Origin of the sequence: Streptomyces sp. NPDC014894 (assembly GCF_043080985.1) — a bacterium.
Taxonomy (GTDB): domain Bacteria; phylum Actinomycetota; class Actinomycetes; order Streptomycetales; family Streptomycetaceae; genus Streptomyces.
The window spans coordinates 21,785-47,706 of sequence record NZ_JBIBWD010000016.1; the positions used below are offsets into that span (position 1 = coordinate 21,785).

The window sequence follows — 25,922 nt, forward strand, 5'->3', positions numbered from 1 at the left end:
GGGGTCCGGTGCGGGGCGGTACGCGGGCGGGGCGGCGCGGGGTCAGCCGGCGGCCAGCGCGCGGGCCGCGCGGACGAGCGCCGCGTTGTCGGGGGCGTCCGTGCCGTCGGGGAGGTCCGTGCCGTCCTCGAAGCCGACGCGGGTCTCGTGACCGTCCTCGACGGCGGCCCGCACCAGGGGCCACACGGTCGGGCCGTCGCCGTGGTAGAGGATCGGGGCGGTCACTCCCGCCGCCCGGATGCGCGCGGCCATCGCGCGGGCCGCCGCGACCGCCGCCTCCGGCTCCTCCTCCAGCGGCTCGACGAGGATGCGGACATTGTCGTGCAGCGTCGGCGACGCCAGCAGCGCGGGCACGTCGTCCATCGTCCACACGGCGCTCTCCAGCACCATGCCGCGCGCCACCACCAGCTCCGCGGTCCGTGCCGCGTCCTCCTCGCTGAACGCGACGGACGCGAAGTCGGGCAGCGCCTCCCACGACTCGACGAGCCGATAGCGCTCCTCGGGGCCCGAGCAGGTCCACAGACCCGTGGTGGTGCCGACGACGGCGTCCGGGGCGACCGCGCGGATCGCGGACAGCACCTCGGCGAGGGCCTCGGGCCGGATGGTCTGCCCGCCGTCCGGGGTGCGGACATGGAAGTGGACGACGTCCGCGCCGGCCGCGAGCACGGCGAGGGTGTCGGCGGCGATCTCCGACGCGGTGACCGGGACGGTGGGCCGTTCGGTCTGCGAACGCCCGCCGTTGACGGCGGCTTTGAGGAGCACGATGGTCCTTTCGGGGGTGAGGTCGGTCATGGGGATCTCCCCGGCGCGGTGACCGGGACGCCGGGGCGGGGGACGGGTCAGCCCAGCCGCCGGAGCGTCTCGGTGGCGCCGGTCAGCGAGCCCAGCGGCTCGCCCCGCCACAATGCGGCGACGAGGGCCGGCTCCTCCGCGTCGTCGGCGAGGGCCTCGTCCACGACGGCCGCGAGCCGCGCCGCGGGGGCGATGATCACACCGTTGGCGTCGCCGAGGACGACATCGCCGGCCCGGACCGGCACTCCGCCGCAGACGACGGGCGCGCACAGCGAACCGTCCGCGATGCCGTGCAGCTTGGTGGTCAGGGCGGTGTGCCCGTAGGCGTACACGGGCAGTCCGAGCGCGCGCAGCGCGTCGACGTCGGTGCACAGACCGTCCACGACGGCCCCCGCCGCGCCCCGGGAGGCCAGCGCGTTGACGACGACCTCGCCCAGCGGCGCGTGGCGCCGGTCGCCGCCGCAGTCGACCACGACGACGTCCCCGGGCCCGACGAGCCCGGCGGCGTGGTGCAGCACCGTGGAGTCGGTGGCGGTGATCCGTACGGTCACGGCCCGGCCGACGATCCGGTCGGTCCCCGCCCGGCGCTGGAGCCGGGGGTCGCAGAAGCCCTCCTCCAGATAGTGGCCGAGGGTCGGGAAGTCCACGCCCCGCAGCTTCTCCACGAGTTCCCCGTCGAGGGGGGCGGGCAGTTCACGCAGGTCGAGCGGCATGACTCAGTCACCTCGGTCCGATGATGATGCGGCGGTTGCGGAGTACGGGAAGGACGGTGCGGGCCCGGTCGATACGGTCCTTGTCGGCGTCCACGACGAGCATCGAGCGCTCCTCCTCGCCGAGGGCGGCCCGGACCACGCCGAGCGGGTCGACGGCCATGCTCATGCCGATGCAGTCGGGCGTGGTCAGCGACGACGCCACGACCCAGCAGGTGTTCTCGATGGCCCGGGTGCGCACCAGCGTCGCCCAGTGGTCCTCCTTGAGCGGGCCCTTGACCCAGGCCGCCGACACCGACAGCAGATCCGCGCCCATCTCCACAAGCGACCGGGTGAACTCCGGGAAGCGGACGTCGTAGCAGTTCACCAGCCCGACGTTGAAGTCGCCGATCCGGACCACGACCGGGCCGGTGTCGCCGCGCTGGACCTTGCGGGACTCCTTGTAGTCGAAGGCGTCGTACAGATGCATCTTGCGGTAGAGGCCGAGGACCTCTCCGCTCGCGTCCACGGCGACGACGGTGTTGTACGGGAGGGCCTCGCCGCTGTCCTCGAAGCCGGCCGCGATGACCGCGATGCCGTGGGCGGCGGCGATCCGGGCGATCCCTTCGAGGAACGCGGGCCAGTGGCGCTCGGCGAGTTCGCGGAGCGGGACCTCCTCGGACTCGTCGGCGTCCGAGGGGATCATCGACTCCTCGGGGAAGACGACGAGTTCGGCGCCCGCGTCGGCGGCGTCCCGGGCCATCTCCTCGATGACCGCGAGATTGGCGGCCGCGTCGGCGGTCGGGGCGAACTGGGCTGCGGCGACCTTCACGGTCGTATCTCCTTGCTGGGGTGGGACGGTGCGGTGTCGGGGCGGGGGCGCGCGCTCATTCGGCGAGCACCCGGGAGTGCCTCGGATGCCATCCGACGACGACCTCTTCGCCGATGCCGAGTCCGCTCACGTCCGTGCCGCGGACCTCGGCGACGAAGTCCTGGCCGCCGGTGAGGGCGAGGTGGTAGCGGGTGGCGTTGCCGAGGTAGACGATCTGCCGGAGGACGCCCTCCAGGAGGACGGGGCAGTCCGCCGGCTCCTCGCCGGCGCGGGCGAGCCGGACGTTCTCCGGGCGGACGGCCAGATGCACCCGGTCGCCGTCGGGCCGCCCGTGGCCGTCGGGGACCGCGATGTTCCCCAGCCCCTCCACCCCGAGCCGTCCGCCGCCGAGGGCGCCGGTGAGGAAGTTGGAGGTGCCGATGAAGTTCGCGACGAACCGGGTCGCGGGCCGTTCGTAGATCGCCTCGGGGGTGTCGACCTGGAGCACCCGGCCGCTGTCCATGACCGCGATGCGGTCGGACATGGTCAGGGCCTCCTCCTGGTCGTGGGTGACGGTGACGAAGGTGACGCCGACCTCGCGCTGGATCTTCTTCAGCTCCAGCTGCATCTCGGCCCGCAGCTTCTGGTCGAGCGCGCCGAGCGGCTCGTCCAGCAGCAGCAGGGAGGGCCGGCCGATCAGGGCCCGCGCGATGGCGACGCGCTGCCGCTGCCCGCCGGAGAGCCGGCCGATGGGCCGGTCCCCGTATCCGTCGAGCCGGACGAGCGCCAGCGCCTCCCGCACCGCTTCCGCGATCTCCGCCCTGGGCCGGGACTTGCGGACCTTCAGTTCGAAGGCGACGTTCTCGCGGACGCTGAGGTGTGGGAAGAGCGCGTAGCTCTGGAAGAGCATATTGAGGTCGCGCTTGTGCGGCGGTACGCCCGTCGAAGGGATCCCGGACAGTTCGACCGTGCCCTCGGTGGGCGTCTCGAAGCCGGTGATCATCCGCATCAGGGTCGTCTTGCCGCAGCCCGAGGGGCCGAGGATCGAGAAGAACTCGCCGGCCCTGATGTCGAGGGTCACGTCCTGGACGGCCGGGGCGCCGCCGAAGGTCTTGCCGACGCCGGTCAGCCGGACGGCGGGCACGGCGGTCTGCGCGCGGGGCTCCGGTTCTTTCACGGTGGTGGTCATGTCAGGACGCCTTCACCTTGGTCCAGCCCTGCTGGAAGTGCTTCATCGCGGGGCCCGGGTCGAGCAGGAAGTCCGCGTTCTCGATGGCCTCGTCGCTCGCGTAGATCGCCGGGTTCTCCAGCGCCTTCTTGTCCTTGACGAACTCCCGGGCCTTGGCGTTGGTGCTGGCGCTGCCGCCGTCGTCGGTGGCCATCGCCGCGATCTCGGGGCGCAGGGTGAAGTTGATGAACTGGTAGGCCGCGTCCGTGTTCTTCGCGCCCTTGGGGACGGAGAGTCCGTCCGTCCAGATCGAGCCGCCCTCCTCGGGCACGACGTAGTGGACCTTCTCGTTGGCGGCGACGACCTTCGCCATGGCCGTACCGCTCCACGCCTGGGCGGCGCACGCCTGCCCGGTGGACAGCAGCTGCGGGTAGTTGGTGGAGTTGTAGCCCGCGAGGATCTTCTTCTGGTCCTCCAGCGCCTTCGTCGCGGCCTCGATCTCGCCCTCGTCGGTGCTGGTGGCACGGGAGCCGGTGATCTGGAGCCCGGCGATGTACGCCGCCAGCATGTTGTCCAGCATGTAGACCTTGCCCCGGTGCTTTTTGTCGAACAGGGTCTTCCAGCTGGTCGCCGAGGGCACACAGGTCTCGTTGTACGCGAATCCCGTGGTGCCCCAGATCCACGGGACGCTGTACTTGTTGCCCGGGTCGTACGACGGGTCGCGGAACTTCTCCGCGAGATTGTCCAGGCCCTTGATCCGGGAGTGGTCGAGCGGCTGGATCAGCTGCTGGCCGATGAGCTGCTGGACGGTGTACTGGCTGGGCTCCACCAGGTCGTAGCCCGCCGAACCGGAGCTGAGCTTGGCGGTCATGGTCTCGTTGCTGTCGAAGGTGTCGAGCGTGACCTCGATCCCGGTCTCCGCCTCGAACTTCTTCACCACCGACTCGGGGATCTCCCCGGCCCAGGCGTAGATGTTCAGCTTCTTTCCTCCGCCGCCGCCCGAGTCGGCGCCGGAGCCGGAGCAGCCGGCGGCGACGAGCGCGCACGCGGTGGCGGCGGAGACGGCGAGGACGGTTCTGGGAACTCTTCTCGTACGCATGAGGGTGTGCCTTTCACAGGGTCGGCGGGTCGGCGGGACGGCCGGTCAGGAGTCGGGGGTGCGGCGCGCGGAGCGCGGGCGGGGGAGGGGGCGGCGGGACTCGGCGGGGTCCCGGCCGCGGCGCCGGGGCAGGCGCGCCCGGCGGGACGGAAGAGAGGCCCTAGCCGCGCTTGCCGCCCAGCAGCACCTGGCGCATCTGGCGCAGCCCGACCCCGGCGACGATCAGCAGGGTGAACAGCACCAGCAGCGTGCCCAGCGCGTTGATCTCGGGCGTCAGACCGCCCTTGAGCATCGAGTACACCCGCAGCGGCAGGGTGGTGGAGCCGATGCCGTTGGTGAACGTCGACATCACGATGTTGCCGAACGAGACGGTGAAGCAGAGCAGCCACGCGGCGAGCAGCGGCTGTCGCAGCAGCGGCAGGGTCACCCGCCGGAACGCCTGCCAGGGATCGCAGCCGAGGTCGGTGGCGGCCTCCCCGAGCGCGGGGTCCAGCGCGTTGTACGCGCCGAGCACGATGAGCGCCGCGTACGGCAGGGTCACCACCAGATGGCCGAGGACCAGGGTCGTCATGCCGAGGTCCGCGCCCATCGTCCCGAAGACCGACAGCATGGCCACGCCGAGCACGATCTCGGGGATGATCAGCGGCAGGAACAGCCCGCCGGAGAACACGGCCTTCCAGCGGTTCCCGAGCCGGGCCATGCCCATCGCGGAGAGCAGCCCGCACACGGTCGCGAGGGTCGCGGAGACGAGGGCGACCTCCGCGCTGACCCGCAGCGCGGCCAGCAGTTCGGTGTTGCCGGCGAGCGTCCCGTACCAGCGGGTGGAGAATCCGGCCCACTTGTAGGTGACCTCGGAGTCGTTGAACGACAGCACCACCACGACGACGATCGGGATGTAGAGGAAGGCGATGACGCCGCGGGCCAGCCAGGCGGTCAGGGTGTCGAGGGCGTGCTTCATGCCGTCTTCCTCCTCAGCCGCCGGGCGGCCAGTCCGAACACCGCGATCGAGGCCGTCATCAGCACCAGCAGGACCACGGAGGCCGCGGCGCCCATCGGCTGATTGCGGAACTCGGTGTAGAGGGTCACGATCAGATTGCCGACCAGCTGGTCCCGTCCGCCGCCGAGCAGCACGGGGATGACGAAGACGCCGAGGGTCGGGATGAAGGTGAGGAGCGCCGCCGCGAGCATCCCCGGCCGGGCGATCGGCAGCAGGACCCGGGTGTGCACCCGCCACCAGCCGCAGCCGAGGTCGCGGGCGGCCTCGCCCAGCGAGCCGTCCACCCCGCGCAGCGCGGCGTAGATCGGGAAGATCGCCGTCGGCAGGAACGCGTACACCAGGCCGATGAACGACGCTCCCTGGCTCGGTATCCACTGGGTGGGCCCGTCGGTGAGACCGAGGGCGTCGGTCAGGCTGTTGACCGGGCCGCCGGGGCTCAGCAGATTGATCCACGCGAACGTCCGGACGAGGAAGTCCGTCCAGAACGGCACGATGATCAGCAGCAGAAGCAGCATCTGGCGCTGCGGGGAACGGCCGGCGAGATAGTACGAGACGACATAGCCGAGGACGAGGCAGACGAGTGTGTTCAGGGCGGCCATGCCGAGGCTGTAGCCGAAGACCTTGAGATAGATCGGCTCGAACAGATCCTGGTAGTTCGTGAGGGTGAATCCGCCCTGGACGCCGCCGTACGCGTCGGCGGAGGCGAAGCTGTTGCGCACCACCAGGAGCAGCGGCACGAGCACCAGACCGAGCACCGTGATCCCGGCCGGCGCGAGCAGCGCCGAGGTCACGGCGGTCCGGCGCGCGGAGCCTCGCGCGGCTGCCGTCACCGAAGCGCCCGGCGCTCGGTCCGGTCGGGTGGAGGGGTCGTGTGCATGCGCTGTTCTCCTTGGTCCGGGCGGGGGTTCGCCGATGGAGAACAGCGTCGGTCATCAGCCAGTGGCCGGAAAGGCATAGGTGAAACGAATCCCGTGGAAAGTGGAGCCTATTTCCACGGATCTCGCAGCGTGAGACCGGTGTGACGGTCGACTCTTGACGTCCGGGGGATGATGGCTGCTACTACCACGCGTCCTTGGAGGTGTCCCGTGATCGATGACCTCGACCGGCAGATCATCGACCAGCTCCGAGTGGACGGCCGCCGTTCCTTCGCCGAGATCGGCCGTGCCGTCGGCCTCTCCGAGGCCTCGGTGCGCGCCCGCTACCAGCGCCTCCAGCGCAAGGGCGTGCTCCAGGTGGTGGGCATGACGGACGCGATACGGATGGGTGAGATGGAGGTCCACCTCGCCGTGCGCGTCCACCACATCCCCGTCGCCCTGGTCGCCCGTGAACTGTCCCGGATGCCCGAGATGCGCTATGTGGCGTCCTGTATCGGGCCCTACGACCTCATCGTCGACGTCCGCTGCCGCGACCTCGAACACCTCGCGGAACTCCTCACCGAACGGGTCCGCCGGGTCAACGGCGTCGCCCACGCCGAGGCGCTCACCGTGCTGGAGGTCATCAAGGACACCTACCTCTGGGCCGGATTCCGCGAGGTCCCGGTGCGCCCCGGGGAGCGCATCATCCCCGGCTGAGCACCGGGACCGCCGCGCGCCGCGCACCCTTCCCCCGGGCCCGGCGCGCCCCGCTCGGACCCCGCCGAAGCTCGGACCGGCGGAAGCTCGGACCGGCCGAAGCTCAGACCCGCCGAAGCTCAGACCGGCGGAAGCCCTCCCGGCTCCTCGGTGACGCCCTGCCCCACCGCGCTCGCCAGCCCGCTCCACGAGTAGTCCTTGAAGTGCTCCAGCAGCAGCAGAACCTGGAGCCGGGACACCCCCGGCAGCATCCGGATGTCGTCCAGCAGCTGCACCAGCTGCGCCTGGTCGCGGCAGGTGCCGTCCAGGAAGATGTCCTGACCGCCCGCGCAGAGCGCCACATGATTGATCATCGGCATCCCGGACAGCGACTTCGCCACCGCGCGCGGGGTCAGATCCCGGACCCGGATCATCAGCCGCACCGACTGATGGCCGAGCGTCAGCGGATCGCACAGCGCCACGATCCGCAGCACACCGCTCTCCTGGAGCCGGGCCACCCGCTGCCGCACGGTCGCCTCGGAGACCCCGAGGTCCCGGGCGAGCGCCGTATAGGGAGTCCGGCCGTCCCGGGTCAGGGTCGAGACGATCCTGCGGTCCATGTCGTCGAGCACGCCCTCAACCATGGCACACCCCCGCCGACCGGCGGCGGCCCGTCACAGCCACCCGTTCCGCCGCGCCTGGAGGGCCAGCTGGAAGCGGTTCCCCGCGCCCAGCCTCGCCATCAGGATCTGGAGCCGCCGGTAGAGCGTACGGCGGCTGACGCCCAGCTCACGGGCGATCACCTCGTCGCCCGCGCCGCCCGCGAGAAGCCACAGCAGCCGGCGGTCGGCGGGCGGCAGACCGCCCGGGCGCGTGGTGCGGCCCTGGAACGGCAGGGCGTCCCGCCAGGACTGCTCGAACAGCGCGACGAGCGCGGAGAGCAGCCCGCACGGCTGCACGACCAGCATCGTGTTGTGCACATCGGCCTCTCTGATCGACAGCGAGACGAGCGCGCAGCCCTCGTCGATGATCACGAGCTTGACCGGCACCGACGGCAGCACCCTGGCCTGCTCGCCGGCCCGGACGCACGGCTCGATCACGTCCCGCAGATGGCCCGGGTGCTCCAGCGACTCCCGCGAGTAGACGACCCGCTGGACCACCCCGCGCGCGAGCGTCGCCAGCGCGTCGTCCGTGGCCCCCGGCAGCGGGAAGTACGGCGGCGACTCGAACTGCCGGATCTGCTCGCGGGCGCTCGCCCAGGCCTGCCGGATCCTGGGCCCGACGGCCTCGCCGGTGACGACCTCCACGAGATCGTCGTCGTACGAGGCGAGCCGCTGCCGCCGGAACGACTCGAACGCGCCCCCCACCGCGATCCGCGACTCCTCGACCTCGGCCGCCCGGTGCCGGGCGAGGATCTCCAGCCCGGCCGCGGGCGGCACCGGGACGGCCAGGTCCCCGCCCTCCTCGGCGGCGGCCGCCAGACCGGCGTCGACCAGCGTGCCGTACGCGGCGGCGAACTCCGCGCCGCCGGCCCCGGCCCCGGCCTCGATCGCGCTCAGCGGGGCCGGGGCCCGTTCGAGCAGCGCCAGATAGACCTGGGCCGCCGTGTCGTCGAGCCCCAGCCGCCGGAGGGCCTCGCCGAGTCTTCCGTTCGTCATGCATCCGATTATCGACCGGGTCCGGACGGAATCTGGCCGATCCGTGCCAGTGGCACTCCTCGGCGCCGGACGGGCGCGGTGCGGGATACCGTCCGGGAGCCGCCGACGACCGGCGGACGCGAGGGCGCCCGGGCCGCGCCGGAGGACGACCGGTCCCGCGGCCCGCCGGGCCCCTCGCCCCGATGAACCCACCCAGCGGAAGGTGTACGACATGGCGAAAGGCCGGAAGAACGGTCTCTACTCGGGAATCTCCGAGGAGCTGTCCGCCCTGATGCGGACGGGGTGGGCGGACACCGAGCGGCACGATCTGCGGCCCGGCGAGCAGGCCCCGTACGCGGCCGCCCGCCGCGAGGCGCTCTCCGCGCGCTTCCCCGGCGAGCGCCTGGTGGTCCCCTCGGGGAATCTCAAGGTCCGCTCCAACGACGACTGCTACCCCTTCCGGCCGTACACGGGCTACGCGCACCTCACCGGCGACCGGGCCCGGGACGGCGCCCTCGTCCTGGAACCCCGCGCGGACGGCGGCCACGACGCCTACTGCTACCAGCTGCCGCGCGACGGCAGGGACGACGACGAGTTCTGGACCGGCCCCACGGCGGAGCTGTGGATGGGCCGCCGGCGCACCCTCGCCGAGGCCGAGGTCGTCCTCGGTCTGCCCTGCCGGGACGTCCGCACCGCCGCCGGCGACCTGGCCGCCGGCTCCGGCGCGCCGACCCGGATCGTCCGCGGCGTCGACCCGGCCCTGGAGGCCGCCGTCACCACCGACGCGGAGCGCGACGCCGAACTGGAGGAGGCGCTCAGCGATCTCCGTCTCGTCAAGGACGACTGGGAGATCGGCGAGCTGCGCAAGGCCGTGGACTCGACCGTCCGCGGATTCACCGATGTGATCCGCGAGCTGTCCGGGGCGGTCGCCACCTCCGAGCGCTGGATCGAGGGCACCTTCTTCCGCCGCGCGCGCCTGGAGGGCAACTCCGTCGGCTACGGCTCGATCTGCGCCGCGGGCGAGCACGCCACGATCATGCACTGGACGGACAACGACGGCCCGGTCCGCCCGGGAGACCTCCTGCTGCTCGACGCCGGCGTGGAGACGCACACCCTCTACACCGCCGACGTCACCCGCACCCTCCCGATCAGCGGGACCTTCACGCCCGTGCAGCGCAGGGTCTACGACGCGGTGTACGAGGCCCAGGAGGCCGGCATGGCCGCCGTCCGGCCGGGCGCCGCGTACCGCGACTTCCACGAGGCGTCCCAGCGTTCGCTGGCGGCCCGCCTGGTCGAGTGGGGATTCATCGAGGGCCCGGCCGAGCGCGCGTACGAACTCGGTCTCCAGCGCCGCTTCACCATGGCCGGCACCGGTCATATGCTCGGCCTCGACGTCCACGACTGCGCGCAGGCGCGGAGCGAGGAGTACGTCGACGGAGTGCTGGAGCCGGGGATGGCGCTGACCGTCGAGCCCGGTCTGTACTTCCAGCCGGACGATCTCACCGTGCCCGAGGAGTGGCGCGGCATCGGCGTCCGGATCGAGGACGATCTGCTCGTCACCGAGGACGGCCACGAGAATCTGTCGGCGGGTCTGCCGAGGTCGGCGGACGAGGTCGAGGCGTGGATGGCCCGCTTCGCCGGCTGAGCGGGGCGCGCGCCCGAGCCCTTCGGCGTACGGCCGCCGGCCGGGACTCCTCCCGGCCGACGGCCTTCCCGCGCCCGCTCTCAGGTGATGTGGATGCCGATGAGACAGGTGTCGTCGTCGGTGTCCGACCGGCTGTGGGCGAGCAGATCGTCCAGACGCTGTTCGAGCGGCCGGTCGGGTCCGCCCGCCGCGCTCAGCAGATGGCTCAGGGAGTCGTTGAGGGCGAGATCCTTGCGTTCCACCAGTCCGTCCGAGTACATCAGCAGCGTGTCGCCCTCCTGGAGCTGCATGTCCTGCTCGCTGTACGAGACGTCCGGCACCGCGCCCAGCAGCAGGCCCTGGCCCAGCGGGAACGTCCGGGCCTCGTGGTTCCGGATCAGGACGGGCGGCAGATGCCCGGCGCGGGCCCAGCGCAGCACCCGGGTCCTGGGGTCGTAGAGGCCGCAGACGACGGTGGCGGTCACCGGTTCGTCGAGATGGTGGGCGACGAGATTGAGCCAGGTGAGCAGCTGGCCCGGGCCGGCCCCGGTGACCGCGAGCCCCCGCAGCGCGTTGCGCAGCACCACCATGTTGGTGGCCGCTCCGATGCCGTGTCCGGCGATGTCGCCGACGCAGAGCAGGATCTGCCGGGACGGCAGGACGACGCTGTCGTACCAGTCGCCGCCGACGAGCGCGTCCGTGGCGGCCGGGCGGTAGCGCACGGCGACGCTCAGACCGGTGAGATGGAGCGGCCCCTGGCTCGGCGGCATGATGGCGTGCTGGAGCTGGAGGGCCAGCCGGTTGCGCTCCTCGGACTCGGCCTCGCTGTGGGCGAGCTGGTCGCGGGTGGCGTGGAGCGCGACCTCGGTCCAGTGCTGGGACGAGATGTCCTGGTAGGCGCCGCGCACCGTGACGAGCCCCTCCTCCTCGTCGAGCACCGGCTCCGCGATGACCCGGATGTGCCGGGTGATGCCGTCGGGGCGCTGGAGCCGGAAGGCCGCCGAGGAGGGGCGGCGGTACTGGAAGACGGTGTGCAGCAGCCGGTCGATCACGCCCGTGTCGTCCGGATGCGCGTGCGCCGACAGATCCCGCAGCGACAGCGGGGCCGACGTCGGCGGCCGGCCGTACAGATCGAACAGCTGGCTGTTCCAGGTGATCTCGCCGGTGGACAGGCTCTCCTCGAACCCGCCGATGCGCCCGAGCCGCTGAGCGTGCTGGAGCAGGCTCGCCAGTCGCACGGTCTCGTCCTGGATCCGCCAGACGAGCACCAGGGCCGCCCCGTGGCGGCTGACGCTGACCTCGGCCACGGCCGTGAGCGGGACCTGGTCGACCAGCGCGGTGAGGCGCATGTGCCGGGCCCGGAAGGGCTCTCCGGTGGCATGGACCCGCTCGACCCTCCCGTACAGCCCGTGGTCCTCGGCGGCCAGCGGGTACGCCTCCAGCAGCAGCGCGCCCCGCACCCGGTCGGCCGGGCGGCCGGCGGGGTCGGTGAACCGGCTGTTCACATGGCGGATACGGAAGTCGGCGAGGCGTCCGTCGGAGTCCAGGTGCGGGGTGAGGATCAGCACCGGATCGCTGAGCCCCTCCGCGAGGTCGATCAGCTCGGCGACGCCGGGGTGGGCGGCCGTCGCCCCGGCGGTCGGCGCGGGCCGGGTCTCCAGGGTGTGCGCGCACAGCTGGGCGAGCGCCTCGATCTGGCGGACGATCCGGGGCGGCTGCGGCGGCAGGGGGCCGGGCCAGCAGACCTCCAGTACGCCGTGGAGCCGGCCCCCGGTGCCCGCGGGGACGGCCATCCGCCCGCCGCGCGGCCACTGCCGGCCGCCCAGCGACGGGGTCGCCGGGTCCGTGCCGCCCGGCAGGACGACGGGTTCGCGTCCGCTCAGGGCCCGGCGCGCGAGGGTGGCGACGCCGGGCGGCACATGGTGCCAGAGCGCCGCCTCCTCCGGGGTGAACCCCGCGGAGCCGCTCAGGGCGAAGGAGCCGTCCCCGGCGGCGGTCCAGATGGCGACGGCGCACGCTCCGAGCGGGCGGAGGGCGTTGTCGAGCAGGGCGTGCGCGATGGCCTGGGTGTCGTCGGCGGCGAGGACGCCGCTCTCCGCCGTCCGCAGCCGGACGGCCGCCGAGGGGCCCGCCGGGCGGGGCGGGGGAGCGGCCGTACGCCGGTGGAACTCGGTCGCCACCTGGCTGACCTGGTCCCGGGAGGCCTCGTTGACGATGTCCGCGGCCAGCTCCAGCGGGGTGAGACGGGCCCGCTCGGCGATGGCGGCCAGCTGCTGGGCGGCCTGGACCGGTCCGCAGCCCAGCCGCTCGATGAGAATGCCCTTCGCCAGCTCCACCAGGGCGCGCCCGTCCGCGGTGGTCTGCGCCGCCCGGACCTCGTGCCGCAGGCGCTCCACCGTGGCCGCCAGCCTGCCGACGGGCGAACTGGCGGCCGTCTCGCACGCGGAGGCGTCGGGCTCGTGCCCGTACGCGACTTGCCGGGGCACGCCCGAAGCCGCCGTCGGGGCGTGCGGGCCGGGTCTGGGGTCGTCTGCGGTGCTCACCGTGATGGCCTGTTTCCTGGCGGGAGTTCGTCGTGGGGAAGGGGGGAGGGGCGGGCGCCGCTCAGACCGTCGTCGCCCGCCCGGGGGACAGCCAGCGGCGGACACAGTCGATGAGGTCGTTCGCGTCGACCGGCTTGGTCACGTAGTCGCTCGCCCCCGACGCCAGGCTCTTCTCCCGGTCGCCCGGCATCGCCTTCGCGGTCACCGCGATGATCGGCAGCTCCGCGTAGGCCGGCAGCCGGCGGATGGCCGCCGTCGCCGTGTAGCCGTCCATCTCGGGCATCATCACATCCATCAGGATGAGATCGACCCGGGGGTGCCGGACGAGGGCCTCGATGCCCCTGCGGCCGTTCTCCGCGTGGACGACATGGATGCCGTGCATCTCCAGGATGCCGCTGAGCGCGTACAGGTTGCGCGCGTCGTCGTCGACGACGAGCACGGTGCGGTCGGCCAGCGAGGCGTCGACGGGCTGGGTCGTCAGCCGGCCCGCGTCCTCCGCGCGGACCAGGGGCAGCACACTGCCGGGCTGTTCGGCGGCGAGATGGAGCGCGATGCGTTCGCGCAGCTCGTCCAGGCTGGACAGCAGCTCCAGGGGCCGGGTCTCGGACCGGCGCAGCAGGGCCTGCTCCTGGGCCAGTTCGAGACGCCGGTTGTTGTGGGCGAGGACGGGCAGCGCGGTGAGGGCGGGGTCGCCGTCCATGTGCTCCAGGAACTGCATCGCCTCGCCGTCGCGGAGATCGAGGTCGAGGACCACGCAGTGGACCGGTTCGGCCGCCAGGGCGGTGGCCGCCTCCTGGGCGCCGACCGCCGTGATCACCGCGGCGCCCGGCTGGTGGTCGCCGCGCTCGTGACCGGAGACCGCGAGGTCGGCGGCGGCGCTCTCCGCGACGAGCGAGAGCAGTCCGCGGGGGCGCTGCTCGATCACCAGCAGCCGGCGCTGCTGCCGGGGCAGCGGGGCGGCGGGCTGGTGGCGGGCGGCGGTCCCGGCTCCTCCCGCGCCGTCGGCCTGGTCCTCGAAGCCGGCCCGGGCGAGGGGGAGATAGAGGGTGAAGACGCTGCCGGCGCCCGGGGTGCTGCGGGCGGTGATCACACCGCCGAGGACCTGGGCGATCTCCCGGCTGATGGAGAGTCCGAGCCCGGTGCCGCCGTACCGGCGGCTGGTGGTGCCGTCGGCCTGCTGGAACGCGCCGAAGATGACTTCGAGCTGCTGTTCGGCGATGCCGATGCCGGTGTCCTTCACCCGGAAGGCGAGCGCGGGCCCGGCGGGGTCCATCCCGGCGGGCAGCTCGCCCTCCTCGGGCGGCCCGATCTGGAGTTCCACACTCCCGTGTTCGGTGAACTTCACGGCGTTGGAGAGCAGATTGCGCAGCACCTGGCGGAGCCGGGAGTCGTCGCTGACCAGCTCGCCGGGGACGTCGGGGGCGGTGGTGATGGAGAAGTCGAGGCTCTTCTGCGTGGTCATCGGCCGGAAGGTGGCCTCGACATGGTCGAGCAGTCTCCGCAGCGAGATCCGCTCCGGGTGGACGTCCATCTTGCCGGCCTCGACCTTGGACAGATCGAGGATGTCGTTGATCAGCTGGAGCAGGTCGGAACCGGCCGAGTGGATGATCCCGGCGTACTCGACCTGCTTCGGGCTGAGGTTGCGGGTGGGGTTCTGGGCGAGGAGCTGGGCCAGGATCAGCAGGCTGTTGAGCGGTGTGCGCAGTTCGTGGCTCATATTGGCCAGGAACTCCGATTTGTACTTGGAGGCGAGGGAGAGCTGCTGGGCGCGGGTCTCCAGCTCCTGGCGGGCCTGCTCGATCTCCAGGTTCTTGGTCTCGATGTCGTGGTTCTGGGTGGCGAGCAGCGCGGCCTTCTCCTCCAGTTCGGCGTTGGAGCGCTGGAGTTCGTCCTGCTGGACCTGGAGTTCCTCGGAGCGGGCCCGGAGTTCGCCCGCGAGGCGCTGCGACTCGACGAGGAGTTCGTCGGTGCGGGCGTTGGCGACGATGGTGTTGACGTTGACGCCGATGGTCTCCATCAGCTGGCCGAGGAAGTCGCGGTGGACGGGGGTGAACGAGGTGAAGGAGGCCAGCTCGATGACGCCGAGGACCTGGTCCTCGACCACGATCGGCAGGATCATGAGGCTGCCGGGGGTGGTCCCGCCGAGCCCGGAGGAGATCACATAGTCGCCGGGGACCTCGTCGGCGGCGATCGTGCGGCGGCTGCGGGCCGCCTGGCCCACCAGGGACTCGCCCGGTCCGAAGCGGGCGGTGATGGTGTCGCGGGGTCTCCCGTACCAGCCGATCAGGGTGAGCTCCGCACCCTGCGGGCTCTCGTCGGCCAGATAGAAGGCTCCGTACTGGGCCGCCACCAGCGGGGTCAGCTCGTCCATCACCAGCTCGGCCACCACGGACAGATCGCGGTGCCCCTGCATCAGCGAGGAGATCCGGGCCAGATTGGACTTGAGCCAGTCCTGTTCCTGATTGGCCCGGGTGGTCTCTCTCAGCGAGCCCACCATCGAGTTGATGTTGTCCTTCAGCTCGGCCACCTCGCCCGAGGCGTCCACGGTGATGGAGCGGGTCAGATCGCCCTCGGCGACCGCGCTGGCCACCTCGGCGATCGCCCGCACCTGGCGGGTGAGGTTCCCGGCCAGCTCGTTGACGTTCTCGGTCAGCCGCTTCCAGGTGCCGGAGACGCCCTCCACCTCGGCCTGGCCGCCGAGCCGGCCCTCGCTGCCGACCTCGCGGGCGACCCGGGTGACCTCGGCGGCGAAGGCGGAGAGCTGGTCGACCATGGTGTTGATGGTCGTCTTCAGCTCCAGGATCTCGCCCCGGGCGTCGACGTCGATCTTCTTCGACAGATCCCCGTTGGCGACGGCGGTGGTGACCTGGGCGATGTTGCGGACCTGCCCGGTCAGATTGTTCGCCATCGAGTTGACGTTGTCGGTGAGGTCCTTCCAGGTGCCGGAGACGCCCTTGACGTCGGCCTGTCCGCCGAGGCGTCCTTCGGTGCCGACCTCGCGGGCCACGCGGGTGACCTCGTCCGCGAACGCCGACAGCGTGTCGACCATGGTGTTGATCACCCCGGCGAGCGCCGCGACCTCGCCCTTCGCCTCGACGGTGATCTTCTGCGAGAGATCGCCGCGGGCCACGGCCGTGGCGACCTGGGCGATGGACCGCACCTGTCCCGTCAGATTGGACGCCATCACATTGACGTTGTCGGTGAGGTCCTTCCAGGTGCCCGACACCCCCCGTACGGTGGCCTGTCCGCCGAGATTGCCCTCGGTGCCCACCTCGCGGGCCACCCGGGTGACCTCGTCCGCGAAGGCGGAGAGCTGGTCGACCATCGTGTTGATGGTCTCCTTCAGCTCCAGGATCTCGCCGCGCGCGTCCACCCGGATCTTCTGGGAGAGGTCCCCCTGGGCCACGGCCGTGGTGACCTCGGCGATGGAGCGCACCTGGGCGGTGAGATTGTCGCCCATGACGTTGACGGACTCGGTGAGGTCCTTCCAGGTGCCGGAGACGCCCTTGACGTCGGCCTGTCCGCCGAGGCGTCCTTCGGTGCCGACCTCGCGCGCGACCCGGGTGACCTCGTCGGCGAACGAGGAGAGCTGGTCGACCATGGTGTTGATGGTGTTCTTGAGTTCGAGGATCTCGCCCCGGGCGTCCACGGTGATCTTCTGGGAGAGGTCGCCCTTGGCCACGGCGGTCGCCACCTGGGCGATGGACCGCACCTGGGCGGTGAGGTTCCCCGCCATCGAGTTCACCGAGTCGGTCAGGTCGCGCCAGGTGCCGGAGACGCCCTTGACGTCGGCCTGTCCGCCGAGGCGTCCTTCGGTGCCGACCTCCCGCGCCATCCGGGTGACCTCGTCGGCGAACGAGGAGAGCTGGTCGACCATGGTGTTGATGGTGTTCTTGAGTTCGAGGATCTCGCCCCGGGCGTCCACGGTGATCTTCTGCGAGAGGTCGCCCTTGGCGACGGCGGTGGTCACCTGGGCGACATTGCGCACCTGGTCGGTGAGATTGCCGGCCATGAAGTTCACCGAGTCGGTCAGCTCGCGCCACACCCCGCCGACCCCGGGCACCTCGGCCTGGCCGCCGAGCCGGCCCTCGCTGCCGACCTCGCGGGCCACCCGGGTGACCTCGTCGGCGAAGGCGGAGAGCTGGTCGACCATCGTGTTGACGGTGCTCTTCAGCTCCAGGATCTCGCCGCGCGCGTCCACGTCGATCTTCTGCGAGAGGTCGCCCTTGGCCACCGCGGTCGCCACCTGGGCGATGTCCCGCACCTGAGTGGTGAGGTTCCCGGCCATCGCGTTGACGGAGTCCGTCAGATCCGCCCAGGTCCCGGAGACCCCCGGGACCTCCGCCTGTCCGCCGAGGGTGCCCTCGGTCCCCACCTCCCGGGCGACCCTGGTGACCTCGGAGGTGAACAGGGAGAGCTGGTCGACCATGCCGTTGAAGACGGTGGCGATCTCACCGAGCAGACCGTCGGCCTCGCCGGGCAGCCGCGTCCCGAAGTCGCCGTCCCGTACCGCGGTCAGCCCGGCCAGCAGCTGCCGCAGCTCGGGCTCCCCCACCTTGGACCGACCCGGCCCCCGCGATCCGGCCCCCGTGTACTGGGTCCTCGCCTCAGCCATGTCCAACCTTCCCCATCCCCGGCCATACGGTCCGCGAGGAGGGCGACGGACCGACGGCACGGAGGAGAGCGGCCCTTCCCGCCCGCTCCTGCCGGAGGTCGCCACAGCCTCGCAGCAAATACGGTAGAGAGTACCCCCGGACTACCCACTGGTACGGCCCGAATCCCCGCGTCCGTCATGTTCGGCGGAGTCGGCGGAGGCCCGTGAGGCCGAGGGCCGGCGGGACGGGCCCGGCGGGGGAGAGCCGCTCGGCGACGGGCGGCCCCGGCGCGCCGAGGCAGAGGCGCCGGCGGGCCCTGCCGCGCGCGGCCGCGATCCGCGCGCCCCACACCACCGCCAACAGCACGGCGTCGATGGCGCGGTAGGTCCACGCGTTCTCCCGGCCCGTCGCCGCGCCCGCCGGACTCAGCGCCGCCCACAGGGCGAGCAGGAAGCACAGGGCGGTCGACGCGATGTCCGAGAAGCGCCCCCCGGAGCTGGGCGCGCCGCGCCGTCCCGCGCTCCGGATCTCCCATCGGCCCACCGCGGTCGCTCATGTCCCGGCTCCCGCCGTCGGTCGCTCGCGAGGACCCGTCGCGGAGCAACGGACCCCGGTCGTCATGGACTTCAGGGCGCCCCCGGCCGCCGCGTCGATTCCGGGGCCCGGGCCGCCGACGGGCCCGGGCCCGCGGGCGCGAACGGGCCTGCGGGCGCGAACGGGCCTGCGGGAGTGAACGGGCCCGCGCCGTGAACGGGCCCGGGGCCGCCTCCCGAGGAGGCGAACAGGCGTCAGGGGCGCGCCGTACGACGGGATGTCCCGCAGGACGCTCCAGCCCCGTCCGACGACTTCTGCACCGGCTGTTTTTGGACTTTCAGCCAACTTGGCCGACGGCTGACCATGATGGCTTTACTCTTTCCTCACATTTTCTTTAACTGGGGGAAGGCGACTCTGTGACAAAGAGTCATATACCAAGACGCTATTGGATCATCGGCACCTGTCTCGCGCTGACCAGTGCGATGACGCTGGAGGCGGGGGCCCCGCGCGGCGCCCTGGCGGCCGAGAAGACCGCCGTGTCACGACCCGCGGGGAAGCCCGCGGCGGGGGACGACATCACCGCGGCGATCCTGGCGGCCCGGCTCGCGAACAAGCGGGTCGAGGCCGTCGGAGAGCGCACCGAGACCCGTACCGTCTGGGCGAACCCGGACGGGACGATCACCGAGGACCAGTCCGCGGGCCCGGTCCGGTTCCGTACCGGCGACGGCTCCTGGTCCGCGGTCGACATCGCGCTGGTGAAGAAGGCCGACGGGCGGATCGGGGCCAAGGCCCACCCCCTGGGGCTCACCCTCGCGGGCAGAACCCCGCAGCGCGCCGACGCCGAGGCCACCCGCCGGCTGCGCGCCGCCGCGCCCGTCGCCGCCCCGGCCCCCCTGGTCTCGCTGACCGGCCGCAAGGGACAGCGCGTCGGGCTCGGCTGGCGCGGCGCGCTGCCCGCCCCGCGCGTCGACGGCACCAGGGCGACCTACCGGAACGCCCTGCCGCACGCCGATCTCGTGGTCGACGCCACCCGGACCGGCTTCGAGCAGTTCCTCACCCTCCGCTCCCGCGAGGCCGTCGGCGAGGCCGGCGTCCTGCGGATGACGCTGGACGCCGAGGGACTGACCGCCGAGCCCGCCAAGGGCGGCGGGGTGAGCTTCCTCGACACCAGGACCGGGAAGATCGCGGGCACCATGCCCGCCCCCGTCATGTGGGACGCCCGCAAGCACCGGCGCTCCGGCGAGCACACCCACCGCGCGCCCGTCGCCATGGCCTTCGCCCAGCACGGCGACCGCGTCGAGCTGACCCTGCGGCCCGACCGGGCGTTCCTGGCCGACCCGGCGACGAAGTACCCGGTGACCGTCGACCCGTCGGTGAACCTGCTCACCACCTTCACCACCTTCGTCCAGGAGGGCTTCACCACCGACCAGTCCACCGCGCAGGAGCTCAAGCTCGGGAACAACGGCTCCGGCCAGGTCGCCCGCTCCTTCCTCCGCTTCGACAACCGGCCGGTGAAGAACCGCCAGATCACCGCGGCCACGCTCAAGCTGTGGAACCACCACTCGTGGTCCTGCTCGGCGCGCTCCTGGGAAGTCTGGGACACCAGCACCCCGAGCACCGCCAGCCGCTGGACGGCCCAGCCGTCCTGGAACCGCAAATGGGCCTCCTCCACCCAGACCAAGGGCGGCGCCGCCTGCGCCGACGGCTGGACGACCGCCGATGTGAAGACCCTGGTGCAGGCCTGGGCCACCAACCCCTATCTCGAGAACTCCATGGGCGTCCGGGCGACCGACGAGACGGACCAGTTCGCCTGGAAGCGCTTCCACTCGCGCAACGCCGCGACCAATGTGCCGGTCCTCTCCGTCACCTACAACACCCTCCCGGCCACGCCGACCGCCGTCGCGCTCGCCCCGTCCTCGTACAACGCCCTCAACGGGCTGACGTACGCCACCTCCGAGACGCCCGCCTTCTCCGCCAAGGTGACCGACCCCGAGGGCGGCACCGTACGGGCGCAGTTCGAGGTGACCGCCGACCCCGCGAACGCGGGCGGCTACAGCTGGACGGGCACGAGCGCGGCGGTCGCCTCCGGCTCCGTCGCCAAGCTGGCCCTCCCGGCGGCGAACAAGCTCGGCGCTGCCGCGTACCGGGTGCGGTCGCGCGCCTACGACGGGCTGGTGTACGGCCCGTGGAGCGCGTACTCCCCCTTCAGGGTCGACGTCGCCCGTCCCGCCACCCCCGGCGTGAGCTGCGCCGGCCTCGCCCGGGACCAGTGGAACGACATCCCGGCCGGTGAGATCGTCTGCACCCTCACCTCCGCCTCCACCGACGGCCGCGGCTATCTCTGGGGTCTCGACGACCCGGCGACCGCACGCTCCGTCAACGACCCCGCGGGCACGGGCGGCCGGCCGCAGACCGTCCGGATGAACGTCACCGCCGGCTGGCACACCCTGCACGTCCGTACGGTCGACTCCGCCGGGCTGCTCTCGCCCGTGGTCGCGTACCAGTTCGGCGTGGGCGCCGAACCCGTCGCCCTCACCGTCCCCGACGTCCCCGGAGCGCTCCAGGAGGGCGGCACGGACACCGCCTCGCCCCTGCTCTCCGGCGTGGTCACCACCGGTGACCGGAACCTGGTGAGCGGCGAGTTCCAGCTCTTCGACGCGGCGGGCGCGCCGCTGCCCGGAGTGGCCCTGCCGCCCGCCGACGCCGAGAGCGGCAACCGCGTCGCCACGGCGATCCCCGAGGGAACGCTCACCCCGGGCGTCTCCTATCAGTGGGCCATGCGCGCCTGCACCGACACGGCGTGCTCCCCGTGGAGCGCCAGACGGACCTTCACCGCCAGGACCCCCGCCGCCGAGCCGGTCCCGCAGACCGGCTCCGTCACCCTCACCGGGGCCGCGCTCCAGGACGCCGCCGCGCCGGTCGGCGTCCAGGACTGCGGAGGCACGCCGTGCGCCGCCGTCCAGGACGAACGGCTGCTGGTCGGCACGCCCGACGGCGTCTCCTGGCGCACCTGGTTCAAGGCGGACCTCACGGCGATTCCGGCCGGGGCCCGGATCACCGACGCACGGCTGAGGCTGCACCGCGCCGACTGCGCCGACGGCGAGGTCTGCGAGGAGCCCGCCGCCACCCTGCACGATCTCGCGACCGCGTGGGGACCGCAGCAGAGCGGCCAGGAACTCGCCGCCGCGACGGGCGAGACCGCCTACGAGGCCGACGACGAGATGCCCACCCCGCTCCACGAGCTGAACCTCGGCTCCCTGGCCGACGCCTGGCGGACCGGGCAGGACAACCACGGGCTGAGCCTGCGCTTCGGCGACGAGCAGACGCCCGCCCCCGGCGTGGTCTACCACTCCTCGCGCGCCGCCGACCCGGCCAAGCGCCCCCGGCTGGTCGTCGACTACATCGCGGCGACCGCCCCGGGAACCCCCGAGGACGTCAAGGCCGTCGCGGCCGACGGCGGTCTGCTGGCCACCTGGAACGCCCCGGCCGACACCGGCTCCTCCGACGGCGTCCTCACCTACACCGTCGTCGCCCACCGGGGCGGGACCGAGGTCTTCCGCACCACCACCGTGCGGAACCGGGTCACCGTGCCCGGTCTGACCAACGGCGCCGACCACACCGTGACCGTCACCGCGACCTCTCCCTACGGCGCCTCCCCGGCCTCGGTCTCCCCGGCCGTGAAGCCGCAGGCCGTGGCCGACCGCGATGTCTACATCCAGACGGTACGGGACTACGCGGCGGCCCGGGCGGGACTGCTCAAGGGCACGTACACCACGCTGGACCAGGCCACGGCCTCCTCCCCGCACGGCGCGAGGTTCCGCGCCCTGCTCGCCGAGCAGACCCCGGAGCTGAACCGCCGGCGCGAGGCGTTCGCCCGCCACAGCCGCCACTACTCCACGGTCACCACCGCCTTCGACGAACTGCTGGTCGGGCCCGGCCCGAACGGCGCCGTCGTCGTCCGCGGCCGGATCACGGAGCGGGCGGTCCTCACCCACGCCAACGGCAGCGAGGAGCCCGACGAGGGCGAGCTGCCCGGCCGCTTCGTCTTCGACCAGGGCGCTCTGCGGCTGGAGGCGGACGACGACGCCGTCGAGGCGACGATGCCGAAGGACGGGACCGCCGCGACGGCCGCGCATCTGGCGGAGCCCGCCGCGGAGAGCGTCGAGGAGGTCCCCCCGGCCGAGGAGGAGCCCCCGCTGGTCGAGCTGGACGCCGACGGAATGATCCCCGTGAGCGCCGAGCCCGTCGCCGGGCCGGCCGGACGCGCCGCCCCCGACCGCGACGGCGCCGCGAGCTGGGCGCTGCGCAACCGGGACATCAAGTGGGACTACAAGCAGGACTGCACGAACTTCGTCTCCAAGGCGCTGCACCACGGCGGCAAGATGAAGATCCGCAAGGGCGGCCGGAAGAACCCCTCCCGCTGGTTCCGCAACAACATCGGCCCCAAGCGCCTCGACAGCTACACCTGGGCCGGCGCCGCCAATCTCCGCGACCACCTCAAGAGGTTCCGGGGCGGCGCGGAGATCTCCACGCGCAACGCCCGGCGGGGCGATGTCATCTTCGGCTACTACAAGTCCTCGAAGCGCTGGAACCACGTGGGCATCATCAGCACGGTGGGCAACGGCACCATCCACATCACCCAGCACGGCACCAGCACCTACGCCACGCTGAGCAGCTGGCTGAGGAACAAGAACCTCACCAAGGTGAGCATCATCCGCCCCAGCACGCGCGATTGAGCGAGCCGGGCGGCGCGGCAGCGCCGCCCCCGGCCGACGACGGCTCCGAGCGGGCCTGAACCGGCCCGGCAAGGCGGGGAGAGCCCCCGGGACGCACGCGTCCCGGGGGCTCTCCCACGGACCGTCGAGCCCGACGCAGGCGCCGAACGGATCGACGCCCCGGCAGATCGTCCGGACCGGCCCTCAGCGGCCCGGCCCGGACCGATCCGCACCGGCCCCGGTGAGGGTCGCGGCCCGCCTCCAGCAGCCGCGCCCGGACCGTCCCGACATCGTCGACGGCCCAGTACGGCCCGCCCGTCCGCGCGGGAGGGCTCAGGGGCGGCCCAGCGCTCGGTACTCCCACCCCGCCGCACGCCACTCGACCGGATCGAGCGCGTGCCGGCCGTCCACGACGCGCCGCCGGGCCACCACCGCGCCCATCGCGCGCGGATCGATCTCACGGAACTGGGACCACTCGGTCAGCAGCAGCACCACGTCGGCCCCGGCCGCCCCGGCGATGGCGTCCGTGCCGTACTCCAGCTCCGGACAGGCCCGCCGCGCGTTCTCGGCGGCGGCCGGGTCCACGACCGTCACCCGGGCCCCCGCCCGGTGCAGGGTCCGGGCCACATCCAGCGCCGGGGCGTCGCGGATGTCGTCGGAGTCGGGTTTGAACGCGGCCCCCAGCGCCGTCACCCGGACCCCGGCCAGCTCGCCGCCGGTCAGCTCGCGCACCAGGTCGACGGTGCGGGCGCGCCGCCGCTGATTGATCCCGTCCACCTCGCGGAGAAAGGCGACGGCCTGCCCCACTCCCAGCTCCTCGGCCCGATGGGTGAAGGCCCGGATGTCCTTCGGCAGACATCCGCCGCCGAAGCCGAGCCCCGGCCTGAGGAACCGCCCGCCGATCCGGTCGTCATGGCCGAGCGCCGTCGCCAGGACCGTCACATCCGCCCCGGTGGCCTCGCAGACCTCCGCCATGGCGTTGATGTACGAGATCTTGGTGGCGAGGAAGGAGTTGGCCGCGACCTTCACCAGCTCCGCGGTCGGCAGATCGGTGACCACCACGGGCGTCCCCCGCTCGATGACGGGCGCGAACACGGACCGCAGCCGCTCCTCGGCCCACGCCGACGCCACGCCGAACACCAGCCGGTCGGGCCGCAGCGTGTCCTCCACCGCATGGCCCTCGCGCAGGAACTCCGGATTCCAGGCGAGCTGGACATCCTCGCCCGCCGGGGCCGTCCGCCGGACGAGTTCGGTCAGCCGCGCCGCCGTGCCCACCGGCACGGTGGACTTGCCGACCACCAGCGACGGCCGGCGCAGATGCCGGGCGAGCGCCTCCACCGAACCGTCGACATGGCTCAGATCGGCCGCGTGCGAACCCTGCCGCTGCGGCGTCCCCACACAGACGAAGTGGACGTCCCCGAACTCCCCGGCCTCCTCGGCGTCCGTGCCGAAGCGCAGCCGCCCCGAGTCCAGCGCCTTGGCGAGCAGCTCCGGCAGCCCCGGTTCGAAGAAGGGCACCTCGCCCGCGCTCAGCCGCTCGATCTTCCCCGGGTCCACATCCACGCCCAGGACGTCGAAGCCCAGAACGGCCATGCAGATGGCATGGGTGGCGCCGAGATATCCGGTGCCGATGACGGTGAGTCGGGGGGCGGGATCGGTCATGGCGGCCTCCGGGCCTGTGTGGTCGGGCGGGGGAGGGGAGCGCGGCTGCGCCCCGTGCCCCCGAGGTGTCGCGTCCGGGGTGAGCGTGGGTGTGACGGATCGCCGCACCTGCCGTCGTCGGGAGACGGCGGCGGTGACGGTGCGGTGTCGGTCCCCGTGTCTGTGCTGGTCGCTGGTCGCTGTGCGGGTGCGGGTGCGGGTGCGGGTGCCGGTGCTGTGCCTGTGGCGGTCGGGCGGCTCGCGTCGTCGGCCGTGGGCCCTCAGGAAGCGCAGTCGACGTTGGCGAGCCCCTTCGCGGCGTCGGTCACCTTGTTGTCGCAGGCGACCTCGTTGCCGTCGGAGGTGAGCCGGAAGCCCCAGCCGGGTCCGTCCACGACGGCGGTGTTGCCCTTGAAGGTGTTGCCGGTGCCCCAGCCCTTGACGATCTGATGGGTCTGGAAGCCGTCCTCGGGGGAGTCGCGCCCCGTGTTGTCCTCGATCAGCCAGTCGTTGCCCTTGACGTCGACCCAGGAGTCGTTGTGGGAGCCGACCAGCTTGGAGCCGTCGAAGGTGTTGTCGGCCACCCGTCCGCCGGTGGTCCCCTCCTTGATGTCGACCGCCTCGGCCGTGGTGTCGCTGATGCGGTTGCCGACGATCTCGTTGCGGTCGCTCGCGTCCGGCGCGCAGCCGGTCACCTTGCACCAGTTGGACTTGGCGGTGCCGATGTAGACGCCCTCGCCGAACTTCTCCTTGCGCTGCCCGGTGTCCCGGACGACGTTCTCCCGGATCACATTGCCGGAGCTGAATCCGCGCAGATGGATGGCCTCGTCGCCGATCCGCTCGACGGTGAGCCCCTGGAACACCGTGCCCCGGACCCGGTCCGCCATCACGCCCTTCTGCCCGTTGCGCACGGTGAAGCCGATCACCCGCCAGTGGTCGGCCCCGTTCAGATGCAGCGCGTATCCGCCCTTGATTCCGCCGCCGTCGATGACCGCGCCCGGGCCGCCGCAGAGGAAGACGGGCTTCTCGGCCGTGCCGGCGGCCGTGGCGACGAAGCGCCCCTCGTAGACGCCGTCGGCGATCCGGATGACGTCCCCGGGCTTCGCCATGGACAGCGCGGACTTGAGGGAGCGGGCGTTCTCGACCGTGACCGAGGCGGGCGGGCAGTCGACGTCGCCGGAGGGGGCGGGCGGGACGGAGCCGGCGGGGGCGGTGGACGGATTCCCGCTCTCCGCCTCCTCGGGCGCGTCGGGTTCCTCGCGTTCGCCGGGCTCCTCCGTGTCGCTGGGCAGCACCCCGGGCCGCACCGACCAGGTCGACTTGGGCCCGGCCTCGGAGGCCCCCGGCCGCACCGCGGAGTCGGAGCCGTCGCCGTCCCCCGAGACGGCCACGACGAGGGCGGTCAGGGCGATCAGGAGGGCGGCCCCGGACATCCATACGGCCGGCCCCCCGGGAATCCCCGGCCGCGCGGGCGGCTCCGGCGGGTGCGGAGGCTGCGGCGGCTCGGGCGGCGGTGGTGGAAGGGAT

General features: G+C 72.5%; 17 protein-coding genes. 3 read left to right on the plus strand and 14 right to left on the minus strand.

Going from position 1 to position 25,922, the window contains the following annotated elements:
• Positions 1 to 42 precede the first annotated feature (42 nt).
• The 7 genes from ACF089_RS29935 to ACF089_RS29965 all read right to left on the minus strand — a co-directional run bounded on the left by ACF089_RS29935 (position 43) and on the right by ACF089_RS29965 (position 6,386).
• Positions 43 to 792: a 3-keto-5-aminohexanoate cleavage protein gene (locus ACF089_RS29935; protein ID WP_392033259.1), complete on the minus strand. Its 750-nt coding sequence runs from the start codon at positions 790 to 792 to the stop codon at positions 43 to 45.
• Positions 793 to 839: 47 nt separating this feature from the next.
• Positions 840 to 1,505, minus strand: a complete 666-nt coding sequence (locus tag ACF089_RS29940) for an RraA family protein (RefSeq protein WP_392033262.1) — start codon at positions 1,503 to 1,505, stop codon at positions 840 to 842.
• Between the two features lie 7 nt (positions 1,506 to 1,512).
• On the minus strand, positions 1,513 to 2,313 hold the full coding sequence (locus ACF089_RS29945) for a carbon-nitrogen hydrolase family protein (RefSeq protein WP_392033265.1): 801 nt from the start codon (positions 2,311 to 2,313) through the stop codon (positions 1,513 to 1,515).
• Between the two features lie 55 nt (positions 2,314 to 2,368).
• A complete protein-coding gene (locus tag ACF089_RS29950) occupies positions 2,369 to 3,481 on the minus strand; it encodes an ABC transporter ATP-binding protein (protein WP_392033268.1) in 1,113 nt (370 codons plus the stop codon).
• 1 nt (position 3,482) lies between these two features.
• Positions 3,483 to 4,559: a PotD/PotF family extracellular solute-binding protein gene (locus ACF089_RS29955; RefSeq protein WP_392033270.1), complete on the minus strand. Its 1,077-nt coding sequence runs from the start codon at positions 4,557 to 4,559 to the stop codon at positions 3,483 to 3,485.
• A 160-nt stretch (positions 4,560 to 4,719) separates the two neighbouring features.
• Positions 4,720 to 5,517, minus strand: coding sequence for an ABC transporter permease (locus ACF089_RS29960; RefSeq protein WP_392033273.1), 798 nt, complete (start codon positions 5,515 to 5,517; stop codon positions 4,720 to 4,722).
• Positions 5,514 to 6,386, minus strand: a complete 873-nt coding sequence (locus ACF089_RS29965; RefSeq protein ID WP_392033275.1) for an ABC transporter permease — start codon at positions 6,384 to 6,386, stop codon at positions 5,514 to 5,516. Before ACF089_RS29965 ends, ACF089_RS29960 begins: the two co-directional genes overlap by 4 nt.
• 255 nt (positions 6,387 to 6,641) lie before the next feature.
• Between ACF089_RS29965 and ACF089_RS29970 the strand changes: the two genes are divergently transcribed.
• Positions 6,642 to 7,127 carry an Lrp/AsnC family transcriptional regulator gene (locus tag ACF089_RS29970; RefSeq protein ID WP_392033277.1) on the plus strand — a complete coding sequence of 162 codons (486 nt, stop codon included), beginning with the start codon at positions 6,642 to 6,644 and terminating at the stop codon, positions 7,125 to 7,127.
• Between the two features lie 119 nt (positions 7,128 to 7,246).
• Here the strand turns inward: ACF089_RS29970 and ACF089_RS29975 are convergent, their stop codons facing one another.
• Complete coding sequence (locus ACF089_RS29975; protein ID WP_392033280.1) at positions 7,247 to 7,738, minus strand: Lrp/AsnC family transcriptional regulator; 492 nt, start codon at positions 7,736 to 7,738, stop codon at positions 7,247 to 7,249.
• A 42-nt stretch (positions 7,739 to 7,780) separates the two neighbouring features.
• On the minus strand, positions 7,781 to 8,764 hold the full coding sequence (locus tag ACF089_RS29980; RefSeq protein WP_392033283.1) for a LuxR family transcriptional regulator: 984 nt from the start codon (positions 8,762 to 8,764) through the stop codon (positions 7,781 to 7,783).
• 211 nt (positions 8,765 to 8,975) lie between these two features.
• Here ACF089_RS29980 and ACF089_RS29985 point away from each other — a divergent pair, with 211 nt between their 5' ends.
• A complete protein-coding gene (locus tag ACF089_RS29985; RefSeq protein ID WP_392033285.1) occupies positions 8,976 to 10,388 on the plus strand; it encodes an aminopeptidase P family protein in 1,413 nt (470 codons plus the stop codon).
• A gap of 80 nt (positions 10,389 to 10,468) precedes the next feature.
• Here ACF089_RS29985 and ACF089_RS29990 read toward each other — a convergent pair whose 3' ends face one another.
• From ACF089_RS29990 to ACF089_RS30000, 3 genes are all read right to left on the minus strand, one after another.
• The gene (locus ACF089_RS29990) at positions 10,469 to 12,910 is read right to left on the minus strand and encodes a SpoIIE family protein phosphatase (RefSeq protein WP_392033290.1); all 2,442 of its coding nucleotides are present in this window, start codon (positions 12,908 to 12,910) and stop codon (positions 10,469 to 10,471) included.
• A gap of 61 nt (positions 12,911 to 12,971) precedes the next feature.
• Positions 12,972 to 17,525 (minus strand): HAMP domain-containing protein, encoded by a 4,554-nt coding sequence (locus ACF089_RS29995; protein WP_392033293.1) that lies wholly within the window; start codon positions 17,523 to 17,525, stop codon positions 12,972 to 12,974.
• Positions 17,526 to 17,700: 175 nt separating this feature from the next.
• The gene (locus tag ACF089_RS30000; RefSeq protein WP_392033296.1) at positions 17,701 to 18,048 is read right to left on the minus strand and encodes a hypothetical protein; all 348 of its coding nucleotides are present in this window, start codon (positions 18,046 to 18,048) and stop codon (positions 17,701 to 17,703) included.
• Between the two features lie 407 nt (positions 18,049 to 18,455).
• On the opposite strand from ACF089_RS30000, the gene ACF089_RS30005 reads away from it, so the two are divergent.
• Positions 18,456 to 22,775, plus strand: coding sequence for a DNRLRE domain-containing protein (locus tag ACF089_RS30005; protein ID WP_392033299.1), 4,320 nt, complete (start codon positions 18,456 to 18,458; stop codon positions 22,773 to 22,775).
• Positions 22,776 to 23,087: 312 nt separating this feature from the next.
• On the opposite strand, the gene ACF089_RS30010 is transcribed toward ACF089_RS30005, so the two are convergent.
• Both ACF089_RS30010 and ACF089_RS30015 read right to left on the minus strand, forming a co-directional pair.
• Positions 23,088 to 24,416 carry a UDP-glucose dehydrogenase family protein gene (locus tag ACF089_RS30010; RefSeq protein ID WP_392033302.1) on the minus strand — a complete coding sequence of 443 codons (1,329 nt, stop codon included), beginning with the start codon at positions 24,414 to 24,416 and terminating at the stop codon, positions 23,088 to 23,090.
• Positions 24,417 to 24,676: 260 nt separating this feature from the next.
• Positions 24,677 to 25,828, minus strand: a complete 1,152-nt coding sequence (locus tag ACF089_RS30015; protein ID WP_392033304.1) for a nitrous oxide reductase family maturation protein NosD — start codon at positions 25,826 to 25,828, stop codon at positions 24,677 to 24,679.
• Positions 25,829 to 25,922: the final 94 nt, after the last annotated feature.

What these genes read in the sequence shown, in the direction of transcription:
- ACF089_RS29935 (WP_392033259.1), bottom strand. Translation starts at nt 792, where the DNA reads ATGACCGACCTCACCCCCGAAAGGACCATCGTGCTCCTCAAAGCCGCC.
- ACF089_RS29940 (WP_392033262.1), bottom strand. Translation starts at nt 1,505, where the DNA reads ATGCCGCTCGACCTGCGTGAACTGCCCGCCCCCCTCGACGGGGAACTC.
- ACF089_RS29950 (WP_392033268.1), bottom strand. Translation starts at nt 3,481, where the DNA reads ATGACCACCACCGTGAAAGAACCGGAGCCCCGCGCGCAGACCGCCGTG.
- ACF089_RS29955 (WP_392033270.1), bottom strand. Translation starts at nt 4,559, where the DNA reads ATGCGTACGAGAAGAGTTCCCAGAACCGTCCTCGCCGTCTCCGCCGCC.
- ACF089_RS29960 (WP_392033273.1), bottom strand. Translation starts at nt 5,517, where the DNA reads ATGAAGCACGCCCTCGACACCCTGACCGCCTGGCTGGCCCGCGGCGTC.
- ACF089_RS29980 (WP_392033283.1), bottom strand. Translation starts at nt 8,764, where the DNA reads ATGACGAACGGAAGACTCGGCGAGGCCCTCCGGCGGCTGGGGCTCGAC.
- ACF089_RS29985 (WP_392033285.1), top strand. Translation starts at nt 8,976, where the DNA reads ATGGCGAAAGGCCGGAAGAACGGTCTCTACTCGGGAATCTCCGAGGAG.
- ACF089_RS29995 (WP_392033293.1), bottom strand. Translation starts at nt 17,525, where the DNA reads ATGGCTGAGGCGAGGACCCAGTACACGGGGGCCGGATCGCGGGGGCCG.
- ACF089_RS30010 (WP_392033302.1), bottom strand. Translation starts at nt 24,416, where the DNA reads ATGACCGATCCCGCCCCCCGACTCACCGTCATCGGCACCGGATATCTC.
- ACF089_RS30015 (WP_392033304.1), bottom strand. Translation starts at nt 25,828, where the DNA reads ATGTCCGGGGCCGCCCTCCTGATCGCCCTGACCGCCCTCGTCGTGGCC.